The following is a 15,331-nucleotide window of genomic DNA, read 5'->3' on the forward strand; positions in this document are numbered from 1 at the left end:
CCCGCCGGGTCGTACGGGCGGCACGGCGGGGCGCGCCTGCCCGCTGGAGGGGCCCGACCGGTCCTGGGACGCCGACGCCGGGATCACCTTCCCCCACACGCCGCCGCGCCGCCCGTACGACCCGGCGGGCGGCCGGTTCCTCACGCCCACGCGCGCGCCGGACCCGCACCCGTACGCGCCTCCGGTGCCGCTCGCGCCGTAAAGGGCGTGCGCGGCACGGCGGAAGGCGGCTAGGGTGCGGGACGTGTCGAGTCCCGAGGCATCCAGACTCTCGCCACCGGAGCCCTCCGGTGGCCTCTCGCGCTGATCGCCTCACCCGTTGACCGCGTCACCCCGTTGACCGCGTCACCCCGTTGACCGCGTCACCGCGCTGACCGTGTCACCCCGTTGACCGCGTCGTCTCGCCGATCGCGCCCCCTCCGCCACCGGATCGCTCCGCTTCGGGCAGTTCTCTTCCCGTTTCTTTCGAGCTTGCGGAGCTCTGCGATGCCTTTTGCCCTCTACGTCCTCACCCTGGCGATCTTCGCCCAGGGCACCTCGGAGTTCATGCTGGCGGGTCTCATCCCGGACCTGGCCCGTGACCTGGGGATCTCGGTCCCCGCCGCGGGATCGCTGACCTCGGCGTTCGCCGTCGGAATGGTCGTCGGCGCCCCGTTGATGGCGCTGTTGAGCCGCCGGTGGTCGCGGCGGCGCGCGCTGCTGACGTTTCTCGTCACGTTTCTGATCGTTCATGTCATCGGCGCGCTCACCAGCAGCTATGCGGTGCTGCTCGCCACCCGGGTCGTCGGCGCGCTGGCCAACGCCGGGTTCCTCGCGGTCGCGCTGACCACGGCCACCGCCATGGTCGCGCCCGACGCCAAGGGCCGCGCCACCTCCGTGCTGCTCAGCGGCGTGACCGTCGCCTGTGTCGCGGGCGTGCCCGGTGGCGCGGCGCTCGGCCAGCTCTGGGGCTGGCGGGCCGCGTTCTGGGCGGTGGCGCTGATCTCGGTGCCCGCCGTCCTCGCCATCCTGCGCACGGTGCCCGCGGGCACCGGCGGCCCGACCGCGGAAGCGGAACGCGGCGGGGCGGGCGCCCTCGGTGAGCTGCGCGCGCTGCGCCGCCCCCGGCTCCTGGTCACGCTGCTGCTGGGCGCGCTGGTCAACGGCGCCACGTTCTGCGCGTTCACCTATCTCGCGCCGCTGACCACGGAGGTGACCGGCCTCGGGGAGGGCTGGGTGCCGGCGGTGCTGGCGCTCTTCGGCGTGGGCTCGTTCCTCGGGGTCACGTTCAGCGGCAGGGCCGCGGACACCCGGCCGCTTCCGCTGCTGGTCGGGGGCGGCGCCGCGCTGCTCGCCGGCTGGGTCCTCTTCGCGGCGCTCGCCGGGTCGCCGGTGGCGGCGCTCGTGCTGGTGCTCACCCAGGGGACGCTCTCGTTCGCGGTCGGCGCGACGCTGATCTCGCAGGCGCTCTACGCGGGCGCCATGGCCCCGACGCTGGCGGGCGCGTTCGCCACGGCCGCTCTCAACATCGGTGCGGCGCTGGGCCCTTGGCTCGGCGGCGCCGCCATCGACGCCGACCCCGCGGGCCTGGGCCACCGCGCGCCGCTCTGGGTGGCGGCCGGTCTGGTGGCGCTCGCCCTCGCGGTGGCGGGCGTGGCGGGCGTGGCGGGGCCGGCCGCGGGCGGCGCTCAGGCCGCGGGGCCGGTGACGGTGACGCGGAAGACCGGGTGGTTCGGGGCGACGCGGCGCAGCTCGTCCTCGGGCGAGTCGGGGCCGACGCCGTCGAAGAACGCGCCGACCTCCCACTTCCACCGCTTGAGGTAGGCGCGCAGCAGCTCCGGCTTCTCCCCGTCGGGGACCTCCTCGGCGGTGAAGGCGTCCGCCTTCCTGCCGAGGAGGAGCCGGCCGCCGCCCGCCACCCGCATGTTGCGCGTCCACTGGACGTGCCCGCGCGGCGAGACGAGGTACTGGCGCCCGCCCACCGTCAGCACGTTGACCGGGGTGGTGCGCCAGGCGCCTGACGTGCGCCCGCGCACGGCCAGCACGCGGGCGCCCCAGGGGCCGATCCCGCGCCGGACGAGGAAGGCGACGGCCCGGTTGAGGACCTGGTTGGTGAATCGGCCGGGCTTCCTGACGTGCGGGCGCTCGCTCATGGGTGGCTCCTCGGGGGTCTCGCGCTCGGTCTCGCGCTCTGGCGAGAGCGGTGCTCTCTGTTGTGAGCAACAGTGCCGCACGCGACGACCGAAAGCAAGAGCAGTGCTCACTTTTTTGATCGACGCTCCGGCGATGGCACACTGCCGGTATGACTGCGATCCAGGGAGCCAGGGAACGGGCCAGGCGCGAGGTCACCGCCGCGATCATGGACGAGGCGCGGCGCAGGCTCGCCGTCGAGGGCGCGGCCAAGCTCTCGCTGCGCGCCGTCGCACGCGAGCTCGGCATGGTCTCCTCGGCGCTCTACCGGTACTTCCCCAGCCGCGACGACCTGCTGACCGCGTTGATCGTGGAGGCGTACGACGCGCTGGGCGAGGCCGCCGAGGCCGCGCTCGACGACGCGCCCAGGACCGCCCCGGCCGACCGCTGGACGGCGGTGTGCGCGAGCGTGCGCGCCTGGGCGCTGGCGCACCCGCACGAGTTCGCGCTCCTGCACGGCACACCGGTGCCGGGATACGCGGCCCCGCAGGACACCAACGCGCCCGGCGGCCGGGTGCCCCTGGCGCTGGCCCGGGTCGCGCTCGACGCCAGGGAGGACGGGCTGCTGGGCCGGGCGCCCGGCGGGCCGCTGCCCGAGTCGCTGCGCGCGGAGGCGGGCGAGCTGGCCGCCGAGCACGCGGAGGGGCTGCCCGCCCCGGCGATGGCGGCGGTGGTGGCGGGCTGGGCCCAGCTGGTCGGCCTGGTGGGCTTCGAGGTCTTCGGCCAGTTCCACGGGGTGATCGAACGCGGTCGCGACGAGCTCTTCGTCCACACGGCCCGGCGCCTGGCCGCCGCCGCCGGGCTGCCCCCCGCCGACCCGGGCCGGGACGAGCCCGCCGGTCGCTCGGAGGTATCCGATTGATCGGCGTATGAGAGGGCGCCGAGAATGACGCCATGGACCATCGCAAGACCAGGGGCGACATGTTCCTCGCGGCCGAGGAGGACCCCAGGGGGCACGGGCCGGTTCGCGGTGATGAACGTGCCACGATCATGGAGTTTCCGCGCCGCCAGCGCCTCACGCTCGAACTGAAGTGCGCCGGGCTCTCCCCCGCCGATCTGGCGAGGCGCTCGGTGGAGCCCTCCACGATGTCGCTGCTCGGCCTGGTGCGTCACCTGGCCGAGGTCGAACGGCGCTGGTTCCAGGTGCGGATGGCCGGGCTCGACACCCCGCCGCACTACTACGGCGACGAGGACCGCGACGGGGACTTCGACGGCGCGGTGGGCGACCCCGCGGTGGTCGCCGACGCGTGGCGGGTGTGGCGGGAGGACTGCGCGTTCACCGACCGCTTCGTGGCCGAGGCGGGCGACCTCGGCACCCTCAGCGCCGACCCCGAGAGCGAGCCGGTGTCGCTGCGCGAGGTGCTGGTGCACCTGGTCGAGGAGTACGCCCGCCACAACGGCCACGCCGACCTGCTGCGCGAGCGCGTCGACGGCCGCATCGGGCTGTAGCGGCCGCGAGCGACGCCCCGCGCCGGGCCTCGCACAGCACCCTCCCGTTGCCACCCTCGGTGACAATGCCGTGCGGGGCCCGGGGCGGTCGGCGCACGTTCAGGTTCGCCGGGCGCCGGTGGCGGCGGCCGTCAGTCCAGCGGCGGCCAGGCGTTGCGCACCAGTTCGGCGAAGTGCTGGGGGTACCACGCCCCGGCCGGGGGCGCGTCCGGCAGGGCGCCGGTCGGCGGGGGGTTGGCGCCGGCGCCGAGGTAGGTCGGGTCGCACATCGGCTCCCGGGGCGGGCCGATCGGGCTCTCCAGCCCGGTGCCGTCGGACTCGCCCGGCGGCTTGGCCCACACGTAGGCGTCGACGCCCGGGACCGGGGCGGCAGTGGGGCGTTCGCCCAGGCCGGAGCCGGCCTGGTTGCACCAGTTCGAGGCGACGATCCGCCGGTCGGTGCGGCCCTCCTCGACATAATCCTCGGCGCGGGTCGTCGGCCCGGGCCCGGTGGGACGCCCCGGGCCGCCCCAGCCGTTGCGGGAGGTGTCGATCAGCATGCCGATGTGCTCGTCGAAGCCGAGGCCGACGAGTTCCTCGCGGTACGCCTCGACGTACGGCAGCTCGTCGATGAACGGGTTCCAGTCGACCCAGGACGTCTGGTGGATGGGGGTGCCCGCGACGACGTCGTCGGCGTCGAGGTAGGGCTCGTCCAGAACGGAGTAGTCGCCGACGTTGGAGATGAAGCCGTGGACGGCGGCGGTGGTGCTGCCGGCGGCGGTCGCGGCCTCCAGGAGGACCCGCGCGGTGGCGTGGAACTCGTCGTCCCAGCCGAGCCAGCCGTGGTGGCTGAGGTCCAGGTACGGATAGACGTTCGGGAGCGCGCCGAGCCGGGCCAGGGCGTAGCCGATGCCGTCGACGTACACGCCGCTCTCCAGGGCCGCCGCGCAGGCCGGCGTGCTGGCGTACCGGGGCGGGGTGTGCGTGACGAGCCGGGCCAGGGAGTGCGGCTCGACGACGGTGACGATCCGCAGGCCGGCGTAGGCGGGGTCGGCCAGGATCCCGGCGATCGGTTCGATGAAGCTCTCGCGGTAGCGCGGCAGGTCGTTCGGGCCCAGCTCACCGTGCGGGGCGAGGCGGTCGCAGTTGCGGTTGGGGAGGTCGTGGAGCACGAGTTGCACAAGGTCGGCGCCCTGCGCCAGCGACGCGTCGAGGTGCTCGCGCAGGCCCATCCGGCCGTCGGCGCCGCCGATGGCGGCGATCCGGTCCAGCCAGACGGCGGTGGGCTGGTCGGCGACGGCGTCGCCGCCGGGCACGGAGGCCGCGTTGGCGGACCACTCGGGGTTCACGTAGACCCGGGCGCCGGCGTAGGGATTGTCCACGCGCTGGGCGGCGGCCCGGTCGATCGGGCCGGTGGCGGCGGCGGAACCGCCGGCACCGCCGATCAGCATGGTGGCGGCGGCCGAAACGGCCACGAGGGCCGCGAGGGCGGCGCGTCTGCGGGTATGGCTGGGGGGTGGCATGGCGGTGTGGCCTCCTGGCTGGCACGACACGGACCGATCAGGGCGCCCCCAGACCTCCCGCCCCCAGTGTCGAAACTCCCGCACACCCCGTCAAGAGCGCCACCGGACACGGCCTCCGCGGGAGACGGCTCGGCCAACGCCTCGGTTCTCGGGGCGCGTTCAGCGCTGCCAGAGGAACGCGGCCTCGCCGCAGGGCCGGCAGGTGAACAGGTAACCGCGGCCCCCGCCGCCGAAGTTCGCCGAGCTGCTGACGTCGTACCCCTCCTCCAGCTCGGCGGTGAACGTCATACGGGTGGCGCACGAGGGGCAGTGGGGCGTCTCGTCACCCTGGATCCAGTCGGGCTCGCCGCCCAGCCGTCCCAGGATCGGCCCCTGCGTGGGCTGGTCAGCGGGATGGGGACGCAGAGCGGTGACCGCGCCCAGGAGTGTCACGCCGTCGGCAGGGACGGTGGCCGGGGTGAGTTCACCGGAGAACAGGTAGGCGCGGTTGGCGCCGGCGGCGGCGTCCCAGTCGTCGCACATCCCGGGGTCGTTCTGGCAGAAGAACACCGCGGCCACGCCGACGTCGAGGGGCAGGTGGGCGAGGAACTGCATGGCCCCACCGCACTCGCGGCACCTCGGCCATACGAACGCACTCGGGACGAGCGGGACTCCGCCGGTGCGCGGCGCGGGCGCGTCGGCGGTGGTCGCGCCGTCGAAGGTCAGCAGCATGGCCCACAGCCTAGGGTCGGCCTCTCGGCTCGGGGAGCGGGGCCGGATGTCCGGTGGGGACGGCGATCTGGCCAACGTCGGCCTGCCGGGACCGACGACCGGGGACCGGCGGCCCGCTTCGGCGCCTGCGCGGCATCTGGCTGAGCGTCCTGGCGCCCAACACCGCTGCTCTGCGGGCCTACGAGAAGGCGGGGTTCCAGCACGTCGGCCGCCGCCGTGCCGCCGGCTACTGGGACGGCCGGCACTGCGACGAGGTCCTGATGGACGCCCTTCCCACTGACATCCAGTGACCGCCCGCTCGTCGCCCGAGGACCCCGGGCGGCACAAGCCACCCCCGGCACGCCGAGGCGCAGGCGGCTCCGTTGAGCGTGACCTCGGGAACGGCGTACTCCGCTCCGCTGTTGGTCTGGAAACCGAAGGTCAACGTGCCTCCGGCGCCCACGTTCCCGTTGTACGCCGCGTTCCTCGCCGTCACCTGGGTGCCGCTCTGGCTGATATCGGCGTTCCAGGAGCTGGTGATCGAGCCCGCGGGGAGGGAGAACCCGACCGTCCAGCCGCTCACCGCCTCGTCGACGGTGACGCTGACCCCGACGACGGAGCCGGCGTTCCACCGGCTCGTCACCCGGTACGCGGCGGCGCAGTCACCCGGTTCGGGATCCGGGTCCGGGTCCGGGTCGCCGCCCGGCGTGCCGCCGAGCGCCGTCAGGACCCCGTTGTAGGCGGGCTTGGGGTTGAGGTTGTCGTCCCACAGGCAGGCCGCGCCCTCGCCGGGGAACACGTCGGGGATCCATGAATCGGCGTCGCTGATGCCCCACACCGTCACGCCCGAGCAGTTCGAGACGGCCAGGCAGAAGCCGACGACCTGGCCGAACTGGGTGGCCTGGCGGGCCAGGCGCGTCGAGTCGGCCGGGGTGTTCATGCGGATGTCGAGCTCGGTGATGACGACTTCGAGCCCCAGGTCGGCGAAGCGCTGCATGTTGGCCTGCATGCTGCCGGGGACCTGGTCGAGGATGAGGTGGGACTGGAAGCCCACGCAGTCGACCCGCACGCCCTGGTCCAGCAGGCTGGAGACCAGGTTGTACATGCCGTCGCTCTTGGCGTTGTCCGCCTCGATGTTGTAGTCGTTGATGCAGAGCTTGGCGTTGGGGTCGGCGGCGTCCGCGGCGCGGAAGGCGTTGGCGATGTACTGCTGGCCGATCGTCGTCTGGAAGACCGACTGGCGGAAGGTGCCGTCCTCGTTGAACACCTCGTTGACGACGTCCCAGTAGGCGATGTCGCCCGCCCAGTGACCGGCCACGCTGGTGATGTGGTCGACCATGATCTGGTTCAGCTGGGTGGAGTTGAAGCCGCCGTTGGACACCCAGCCCGGCAGCTGGCTGTGCCAGACCAGGGTGTGGCCCCAGACCTGCTGGTCGTTCTGCTGGGCGAAGTCGACCAGCCGGTCGCCGCCCGCGTAGTTGAACTGGCCGCGGGAGGGCTGGACCGACTCCCATTTCATGGCGTTCTCGGCGGTGACGCTGCTGAACTCGTCACCGGCGATGCCGCTGTAGCGGGCGTCGTTCAGCCTGCCGTCGTTGACGGCCGTGCCGACGAACACTCCCTGCTCCTGGGCGGCCTCGCGCAACGTGGCGGCCTGGGCGATGGACGGATCCTGGACCTGGACCTGGGCTTGTGCGCTGCCGTGCATCGCGGCGCCGGAGAGCAAGGCCCCGGCAGCGAAGACGACCGCGGCTCTGCGTACCAGGGATAGCATGAAGTACCCCTTTCACTGTCATGCCCCCGCAGGCTGACGGCACCGTTCTATGGGGCGCACTTGGACGCGTCAACCCTTCCGGAATAATGTTGAAAAACTTCCGGACCGCGGAACCCGATAGAAGAGGTGCCCATGACAGGGGAACGCAAGGTGACCATCACGGCCATCGCCAGGGAGGCGGGCGTCTCGGTGCCCACCGTCTCGCGCGTGGTCAACGGTCGCTCCGATGTGGCGCCCGAGACGCGCGCGAAGGTCGAGGAGCTGCTGCGGCAGTACGGCTACCGGCGCCGCACGCACGCGCCCGGCGACCGGGCGGCGCTGCTCGATCTGGTCTTCAACGACCTGGACAGCCCGTGGGCCGTGGAGATCATCCGCGGCGTCGAGGAGGTCGCCCACGCGGCCGGTGTCGGCACGGTGGTTTCGGCCATTCACGACCGCGCGGGCGCGGCGCGGCAGTGGATGACCAATCTGCGGGCGCGGGCCTCGGACGGCGTGATCCTGGTGACCTCCGCGCTGGAGCCGGTTCTCCACAAGGAGCTGCACCGGCTCGGCGTGCCGATCGTGGTGGTGGATCCGGCGGGCACGCTGGCGCTGGACGCCCCGACCGTGGGGGCGACCAACTGGGCGGGCGGCCTGGCCGCCACCGAGCACCTGCTCCAGCTCGGCCACCGGCGCATCGGGTTCATCGCGGGGCCGCCGCGGCTGCTGTGCAGCAGGGCGAGGCTCGACGGGTACCGGGCGGCGCTGGAGTCGGCGGGCGTGGCGCTGGACGAGGCGCTCACGGTGCCGGGCGACTTCTACCACGAGACCGGGTTCACCGGGTGCCGGCGGCTGATGGAGCTGGACGACCCGCCCACGGCGGTCTTCGCGGCCAGCGACCAGATGGCGATGGGCGCGATCGAGGCGCTGCGGCAGTTCGGGCTGCGGGTTCCGCAGGACGTCAGCATCGTCGGTTTCGACGACCTTCCGGAAATGCGCTGGTCCGCGCCGCCGCTCACCACCGTGCGGCAGCCGCTGGCCGAAATGGGCAAGGTCGCCGCGCGCACGGTGCTGCGCCAGGCACGTGGCGAGGAACTGGACTCCCCGCGGCTTGAGTTGGCCACCGAGCTGGTGGTTCGCGCGTCCACCGCGCCCCCGCCCGAGCGCCGTTGAGGGGACGGGCGCGCGCCGCCCGTTCCTCCCTCCGGCCTGCCTTAACCGACTTGTTGTCGTCCCCCTTGTTGACGCGAGGGGTACGTCCCCCGTAACTTCCCCGGCACCTGCCCGATAATTTTCGGCGAGTTTCCGGAAGGTGCGTGTGATGCGAAGCCCTAACCCGTGGCGTCCCCGGCGAACCAGAACCCTGGCGGCGGCGGCAGCGCTCGCACTGACCGCCCCCGTCCTCGCGGCCTGCGGCAGCGACGGCCCCGGTGGCGGCGACGCGCTGGAGGTGTGGGTCTACCAGGACGGGTCCTCCACGATCCAGCAGGAGGTCGTGGACCAGTTCAACGAGACCTCCGACATCGACATCAACCTGACCCAGATACCCGGCGCGAACTACCAGGACCGCACGCGGACCGCCATGGGGTCGCCGAACGCCCCGGACATCTTCTTCAACTGGGGTGGCGGCTCCATCAGCGACTTCGTCGCCGAGGACATGCTGGTCGACCTGACCGAGACCGTGGAGGAGGACGCCGAGCTCAGCGAGGCGTTCATCCCGACGATCATGGACGCCGGCGCGGTCGACGGCCGTTACTACGGCATCCCGATGCGCGGCGTCCAGCCGGTGATCCTCTTCTACAACCAGACCCTCTTCGACGAGGCCGGCGTCGAGCCGCCGCAGTCCATGGACGACCTGATGGGCCTGGTCGACACCTTCCAGCAGGACGACATCACCCCCCTCGTGCTGGGCGGCGCCGACATCTGGCCCAACATGATGTGGCTGGAGTACCTGCTCGACCGGCAGGGCGGCGCCGAGGTCTTCGACCGCATCCGCAACGGCGACCCCTCCGGGTGGGCCGACCCCGCGATGCTGTACGCCGCCGAGACCGTCGTCGAGATGGTCGACGCGGGCGCGTTCGGCAACGACTTCCGCTCCGTCGCCTTCACCGACGACGGCGCCCCCACCTTCTTCGCGTCCGGCGAGGCCGCGATGCACCTGATGGGCAGCTGGGAGTACGCCAACCACCTGACCAACCAGCCCGAGTTCGCCGAGAACGACCTGGCGTGGACCACGTTCCCCGCCGTGGAGGGCGGGGTCGGCGACCCGAGCGCCGTGGTGGGCAACCCGACCAACTACTGGTCGGTGAACTCCCAGGTCGAGGGCGAACGTCTCGACGCCGCCATCGAGTTCCTCAAGATGCACGGCACCGAAGAGTACGCGCAGGCGCTCATCGACAACGGCGACATCCCCACCACCACCAACGCCGAGTCCCTGATCGACTCCAGCCCCAACCCTGAGTTCGCCCGCTGGCAGTACGACATGGTCAACGAGGCGCCCAGCTTCACCCTCTCCTGGGACCAGGCGCTGCCCGCGTCCCAGGCCGCCCCGATGCTGGACGCCATCGACCAGCTCTTCAGCGGTCAGGTGACGGCGCAGGAGTTCGTCGACTCCATGCAGGAGTTGTAGGCACCCTCGTGAAGTCCACCACTTCCCCCGCCCCGCGCGCCGGTCGCCCAGGCATCGCCTGGGCGATCCCGGGCGTGCTTTTCTTCGTGTTCTTCGCCGCCGCGCCCATGGCCATCGTGGCCGCCCTGTCCTTCACGGACTGGGACGGCCTCTCCGACCCCTCCTGGACCGGCCTGGACAACTGGACCAGGCTCTGGGAGGACGACGGCATGCGCAACGCCGTCTGGCTGAGCCTGCTGCTGACGGCGCTGACCTGGCTGACCCAGACCCCGATCACCCTCCTGCTCGGCGTGTGGGCGGCCGGCCGCCAGCGCAACAGGGCCGTGCTCTCGGCGGTCTTCTTCCTCCCCCTGCTGGCCTCCTCCGTGGCGCTGGCCCTGCTCTGGCGGACGATCTTCGACCCCAACTTCGGCCTCGCGCCCGACGTCGCCGACTGGCTCGGCCTGGAGAGCGCCGACCTGCTGGGCAACTCGCGCGGCGCCTTCGCCGCCATCCTCTTCGTGACGGGCTGGCAGTTCATCCCGTTCCACATGCTCATCTACCAAGGCGGCGCCCGGCAGATCCCGCGCTCCTTCTACGACGCGGCCTCCATCGACGGCGCGGGCACCATCCGGCAGTTCTTCCACATCACGCTGCCGCAGCTCCGCAACACCATCGTCACCTCCACGGTGCTGATGGTGGTCGGCGCCCTCACCTACTTCGACACCGTGCTCATCCTCACCCGCGGCGGTCCGGGCGACGCCACCGAGATCGTCCCGTACCTGATGTACGACACCGGCTTCGCCGCGTTCGACCTCGGCTACGCCAGCACGATCGCCTGCGCCCTGGTCGCGGTGGCCACCGCGGCGTCCCTGCTGCTCGTGCGGCTCACCGGGTTCACGAAGATGCGCAGCACCCGGGAGGGGATGTGACGCACACCATCGACAAGCGGCCGGGCAAGGGACCCGACCGCACCGACGACCGCGCGCCGGAGCAACGCCGGGCGGTCAGACGGCCGTTCCGCCTGCCCCGCGCCAACTACGCGGCCGGGTTCCTCGCGCTGGTGTGGCTCGTCATCGTCGTCGTGCCGCTGTACGTCCTGATCGTCTCGACGCTCCAGTCGCGGCAGTCCTACCTGGCCAACGGCCCTCTGTCGATCCCCGACGAGATCACGTTCGACTCCTACCGGACCGTGCTGGAAGGCGACTTCCCGCAGTACCTGCTCAACACCCTGCTCGTCACGGTCTCCTGCGCGGCGATCGCCATCGTGCTGGCGGTGACCGTCAGCTACAGCATCGTGCGCACCCGCTCCCGGCTCTCCTCGCGGGTCTTCCAGCTCTTCCTGCTGGGCCTGGCCATCCCCAGCCAGGCGGTGATCATCCCGGTCTACCTGATCATCACCGAACTCCAGCTCTACGACACGCTCCTCGCGATCATCCTGCCGACCGCCGCGTTCTCCCTGCCGGTGGGCGTGCTCATCCTGGTCGGCGCCATGCGGGACATCGACGAGGAGCTGTACGAGTCCATGGCTCTCGACGGCGCGAGCCAACTCCGCGTGCTCCTCCAGCTCGTGGTGCCCATCTCCCGGGCCGGCATCTCCACCGTCGGGGTGTTCTCCGCCCTCAACGCGTGGAACGGCTTCCTCTTCCCCCTGATCCTCACCCAGTCACCGGAGACGAAGGTCCTCACCCTCGGTCTGTACGACTTCGTCGGCGAATTCCGCACCGACGTCCCGTCGTTGCTCAGCGCCGTCGTCCTGTCGATCGTGCCGATCTTCACCGCCTACCTCTTCGCCCGCCGTCAGCTCATCAACGGCCTCATGGGCGTCGGCGGTCGCTGACCCCGGCACCGACCGCCCCGACAAGGAGCCTCATGCACCACCCCTGGCAGGACACCTCCCTGACGGCCCCGACCCGCGCCGCTCAGCTGCTGTCCCAGATGACTCTCGAGGAGAAGCTCGCGCAGCTGGTCGGCGTCTGGCCCGGATCCGACGCCGGAAGCGAGGACGACGCCGATGTCGCGCCGATGCAGAGCGAGATCAACTCCGACGTCCCCGATCTGACGGCCCTGCTGCCCCACGGCCTCGGCCAGCTGACCCGCCCCTTCGGCACGGCCCCGGTCGAGCCCGGCGAGAAGACCAGGGTGCTCAGCGACGACCAGCGGAAGATCGCGGCGGCGAATCGCTTCGGCATCCCCGCCCTGGTCCACGAGGAGTGCCTGACCGGCTTCACCGCCTGGCAGGCCACCATCTTCCCCACCCCCCTCGCCTGGGGCGCCTCCTTCGACCCGGACCTGGTCGAACACGCCGCGACCCTCATCGGCCGCTCCATGCGCGCGGTCGGCATCCACCAGGGGCTCTCCCCCGTTCTCGACGTCGCCCGCGACCCGCGCTGGGGCCGCACCGAGGAGACCATCGGCGAGGACCCGTACCTGGTCGCCACCATCGCCACCGGCTACGTCCGCGGCCTGGAGTCCACCGGGATCATCTCCACCCTCAAGCACTTCGCCGGGCACGCCGCCTCGCGCGGCGCCCGCAACCACGCCCCCGTCTCCATCGGCCCGCGCGAGCTGGCCGACGTCGTGCTGGTGCCGTTCGAGATGGCGCTGCGCGAGGGCGGGGCCCGCTCCGTCATGGCCGCCTACCACGACCTCGACTCCGTGCCGGCCAGCGCCGACCCCTGGCTGCTGACCGAACTGCTGCGCGAGGAATGGGGATTCACCGGCACGGTGGTCTCCGACTACTTCTCCGTCTCCTTCCTGGAGGTCACCCACCGCGTCGCCGGCTCCCCCGCCGAGGCCGCCGCGCTCGCCCTGACCGCGGGCGTGGACGTGGAGCTGCCCGCCCAGCGCTGCTACGGAACGCCGCTGCTCAAGGCCGTCCAGTCCGGGGAGGTCTCCGAGGAGCTCGTCGACCGCTCCGTGCTGCGCGTCCTGTCCCAGAAGGCCGAACTGGGCCTGCTCGACGCCGACTGGTCGCCGGTGCCGCCCGTGCTGGCCTCCGGCGAGGCCGTCGACCTCGACCCGCCGGAGATGCGGGAGGTGGCCAGGCGGCTCGCCGAGGAGTCCGTGGTGCTGCTGGCCAACGGCGGCGGCGCGCTGCCGCTGAACGCCACGGGCCGCATCGCCGTCGCGGGGCCGCTGGCCGACGACGTGGCGCCGATGCTCGGCTGCTACACCTTCCCCCGGCACGTCGGCGTCCACCACCCCGAACTCGCCGTCGGCGTCGACATGAAGACGCTCCTGGAGGCGGTCACCGACGAGCTGCCCGACGCGGACATCGACGTCGTGCGGCGCGCCGAGGACACCGCGGGCGCCGATGTGGTCCTCATGGTCGCGGGCGACCGCTCCGGCCTCTTCGGGCGCGGCACCTCGGGCGAGGGCTGCGACGCCACCGACCTGGAACTCCCCGACGAGCAGGGGGAGTTGCTGGACGAGCTGCTGGCGACCGGAGTGCCGGTGGTCCTCGTGCTGCTCACCGGCCGGCCCTATGCGCTGGGCCGCTGGGCCGATCGCCTCGCCGCCTGCGTGCAGGCGTTCTTCCCCGGCGAGGAGGGCGGCGGCGCGGTCGCGGGAGTCCTCTCCGGACGGGTCAACCCCTCCGGGCGCCTGCCCGTCGGCGTGCCCCGGCACACCGGCGCGCAGCCGTGGACGTATCTCGCGCCGCCGCTCGGCCAGAAGGGCGACGCCAGCTCCATCGACCCCAGCGCGCTCTACCCGTTCGGACACGGCCTGTCCTACACGGAGTTCGCCTGGGAGAACGCCTCGGCCGACACCGAGACGCTGGACACGGACGGCGAGACCACCGTCGGGCTGACGGTGACCAACACCGGCGAGCGGGCCGGGACCGAGGTGGTGCAGCTCTACCTGCACGACCCCGTCGCCAGGACCGCGCGGCCCGTGAACCGCCTGATCGGCTACACCCGCGTGCACCTGGAGCCCGGCGCCTCGGCCGACGTGCGGTTCACGTTCCACGCCGAACTGGCCGCCTACAGCCTGGGCGACGGGCGCCACCTGGTCGAACCCGGCGCGCTCGAACTGCGGTTCGGCGCGTCGAGCGGCGACATGCGGGGGACCGTTCCGCTGACGCTGACCGGCCGGGAACGCCGGGTCGGGTACGAGCGCGTCCTTCGCTGCCCGGCGACCGCGCACAGATACGGAGCGTGATCGCCTCGCCACGCACCGCGGCGCGGCCTACCCTGAGGTCATGGGCTGGACCGTGCGCGACATCCCCGACCTCAAGGGCCGCACCGCGGTGGTGACGGGCGCGGGCAGCGGTCTCGGCTATGTGACCGCCCGCGAGCTCGCCCGCCGCGGTGCCCGCGTGGTCCTGGCCTGCCGCAGCCAGCGGCGCGGACAGGGCGCCCTGGAGCGGCTCTTCGGCGAGGTCCCCGAGGCCAGGGCCGAGACCCGGCCGCTCGACCTGGCCGACCTGGCGTCGGTGCGGGCGTTCGCCCTGGAGTGGGGCGACCGGCGGCTCGACCTCCTGATCAACAACGCCGGGCTGATGGCCGTCCCCTACGCGGAGACGGCCGACGGCTTCGAGATGCAGTTCGGCGTCAACCACCTGGGCCACTTCGCGCTGACCGGGCTGCTGCTCGACCGCCTGGTGGCCTCCCCCGGGTCGCGCGTGGTGACCGTCTCCAGCCTCCTGCACTTCCTCGCCAACGTGGACCTGCGCGACCTCAACTCCCGCCGCCGCTACCGCCGCTGGGTCGCCTACGGCCGGTCCAAGACCGCCAACCTGCTCTTCACCCACGAGCTCGCGCACCGGCTGCGCGGCCGGGACGTGGTGGCCGCCGCCGTCCACCCCGGCTGGGCCGACACCGGACTGCACACCCGGGGCCCGCGGCTGGCGGGCAGCGCCTTCCAGGAGCGGCTGGCCACGCTCGCCAACCGGCTGGTGGCCGCGCCCCCCGAGGTCGGCGCGATCCCCTGCCTCTACGCCGCCACCGCGCCCCGGGTGGCGCCCGACTCGTTCACCGGGCCGAGCGTGCTGGGCGCGCGGACGCCGCGCGGCGGCCCCGGCGGCCCCTGGCGGGCGCCCTGGACGCGCAACGAGGCGGTGGCGGCCCGGCTGTGGCGCGCCTCGGAGGAGCTGACCGGCGTCCGCTGGAAGGGTTGAACGGGCCGCCCACCGGGGTGGCCCCCCTGGACCGCCGG

General features: G+C 72.7%; 12 protein-coding genes and 2 pseudogenes. 10 read left to right on the forward strand and 4 right to left on the reverse strand.

The window, feature by feature from the left end; all coding sequences use genetic code 11:
• Positions 1-202, forward strand: a pseudogene (locus ADY01_RS04705) (hypothetical protein); the annotation flags it as partial.
• Between the two features lie 284 nt (positions 203-486).
• Positions 487-1,803 (forward strand): Cmx/CmrA family chloramphenicol efflux MFS transporter, encoded by a 1,317-nt coding sequence (locus tag ADY01_RS04710; protein WP_078900000.1) that lies wholly within the window; start codon positions 487-489, stop codon positions 1,801-1,803.
• A 53-nt stretch (positions 1,804-1,856) separates the two neighbouring features.
• Here the strand turns inward: ADY01_RS04710 and ADY01_RS41730 are convergent.
• A pseudogene (locus tag ADY01_RS41730) lies at positions 1,857-2,132 on the reverse strand (nitroreductase/quinone reductase family protein); the annotation flags it as partial.
• Positions 2,133-2,281: 149 nt separating this feature from the next.
• On the opposite strand from ADY01_RS41730, the gene ADY01_RS04720 reads away from it, so the two are divergent.
• Together ADY01_RS04720 and ADY01_RS04725 are read left to right on the forward strand one after the other, a co-directional pair.
• The gene (locus ADY01_RS04720; RefSeq protein ID WP_049565926.1) at positions 2,282-3,031 is read left to right on the forward strand and encodes a TetR/AcrR family transcriptional regulator; all 750 of its coding nucleotides are present in this window, start codon (positions 2,282-2,284) and stop codon (positions 3,029-3,031) included.
• Positions 3,032-3,063: 32 nt separating this feature from the next.
• A complete protein-coding gene (locus ADY01_RS04725) occupies positions 3,064-3,618 on the forward strand; it encodes a DinB family protein (RefSeq protein ID WP_199826160.1) in 555 nt (184 codons plus the stop codon).
• A gap of 131 nt (positions 3,619-3,749) precedes the next feature.
• Here the strand turns inward: ADY01_RS04725 and ADY01_RS04730 are convergent, their stop codons facing one another.
• The 3 genes from ADY01_RS04730 to ADY01_RS04740 all read right to left on the reverse strand — a co-directional run bounded on the left by ADY01_RS04730 (position 3,750) and on the right by ADY01_RS04740 (position 7,584).
• Positions 3,750-5,120 (reverse strand): glycoside hydrolase family 6 protein, encoded by a 1,371-nt coding sequence (locus ADY01_RS04730; RefSeq protein WP_053170516.1) that lies wholly within the window; start codon positions 5,118-5,120, stop codon positions 3,750-3,752.
• A 159-nt stretch (positions 5,121-5,279) separates the two neighbouring features.
• A complete protein-coding gene (locus tag ADY01_RS04735) occupies positions 5,280-5,831 on the reverse strand; it encodes a hypothetical protein (RefSeq protein WP_049565929.1) in 552 nt (183 codons plus the stop codon).
• A 226-nt stretch (positions 5,832-6,057) separates the two neighbouring features.
• A complete protein-coding gene (locus ADY01_RS04740) occupies positions 6,058-7,584 on the reverse strand; it encodes an endo-1,4-beta-xylanase (protein ID WP_078900001.1) in 1,527 nt (508 codons plus the stop codon).
• Positions 7,585-7,716: 132 nt separating this feature from the next.
• On the opposite strand from ADY01_RS04740, the gene ADY01_RS04745 reads away from it, so the two are divergent.
• From ADY01_RS04745 to ADY01_RS04770, 6 genes are all read left to right on the forward strand, one after another.
• Positions 7,717-8,736, forward strand: a complete 1,020-nt coding sequence (locus ADY01_RS04745; protein ID WP_049565934.1) for a LacI family DNA-binding transcriptional regulator — start codon at positions 7,717-7,719, stop codon at positions 8,734-8,736.
• 148 nt (positions 8,737-8,884) lie between these two features.
• Complete coding sequence (locus tag ADY01_RS04750; protein WP_049565936.1) at positions 8,885-10,192, forward strand: extracellular solute-binding protein; 1,308 nt, start codon at positions 8,885-8,887, stop codon at positions 10,190-10,192.
• An 8-nt stretch (positions 10,193-10,200) separates the two neighbouring features.
• On the forward strand, positions 10,201-11,103 hold the full coding sequence (locus tag ADY01_RS04755; RefSeq protein WP_049565938.1) for a carbohydrate ABC transporter permease: 903 nt from the start codon (positions 10,201-10,203) through the stop codon (positions 11,101-11,103).
• Complete coding sequence (locus ADY01_RS04760; RefSeq protein ID WP_078900002.1) at positions 11,100-12,011, forward strand: carbohydrate ABC transporter permease; 912 nt, start codon at positions 11,100-11,102, stop codon at positions 12,009-12,011. Before ADY01_RS04755 ends, ADY01_RS04760 begins: the two co-directional genes overlap by 4 nt.
• A gap of 32 nt (positions 12,012-12,043) precedes the next feature.
• On the forward strand, positions 12,044-14,335 hold the full coding sequence (locus ADY01_RS04765; protein ID WP_049565940.1) for a beta-glucosidase: 2,292 nt from the start codon (positions 12,044-12,046) through the stop codon (positions 14,333-14,335).
• A 40-nt stretch (positions 14,336-14,375) separates the two neighbouring features.
• Positions 14,376-15,293 (forward strand): oxidoreductase, encoded by a 918-nt coding sequence (locus ADY01_RS04770; protein ID WP_049565942.1) that lies wholly within the window; start codon positions 14,376-14,378, stop codon positions 15,291-15,293.
• Positions 15,294-15,331: the final 38 nt, after the last annotated feature.

Origin of the sequence: Streptomyces sp. SBT349 (assembly GCF_001083795.1) — a bacterium.
Taxonomy (GTDB): domain Bacteria; phylum Actinomycetota; class Actinomycetes; order Streptomycetales; family Streptomycetaceae; genus Streptomyces.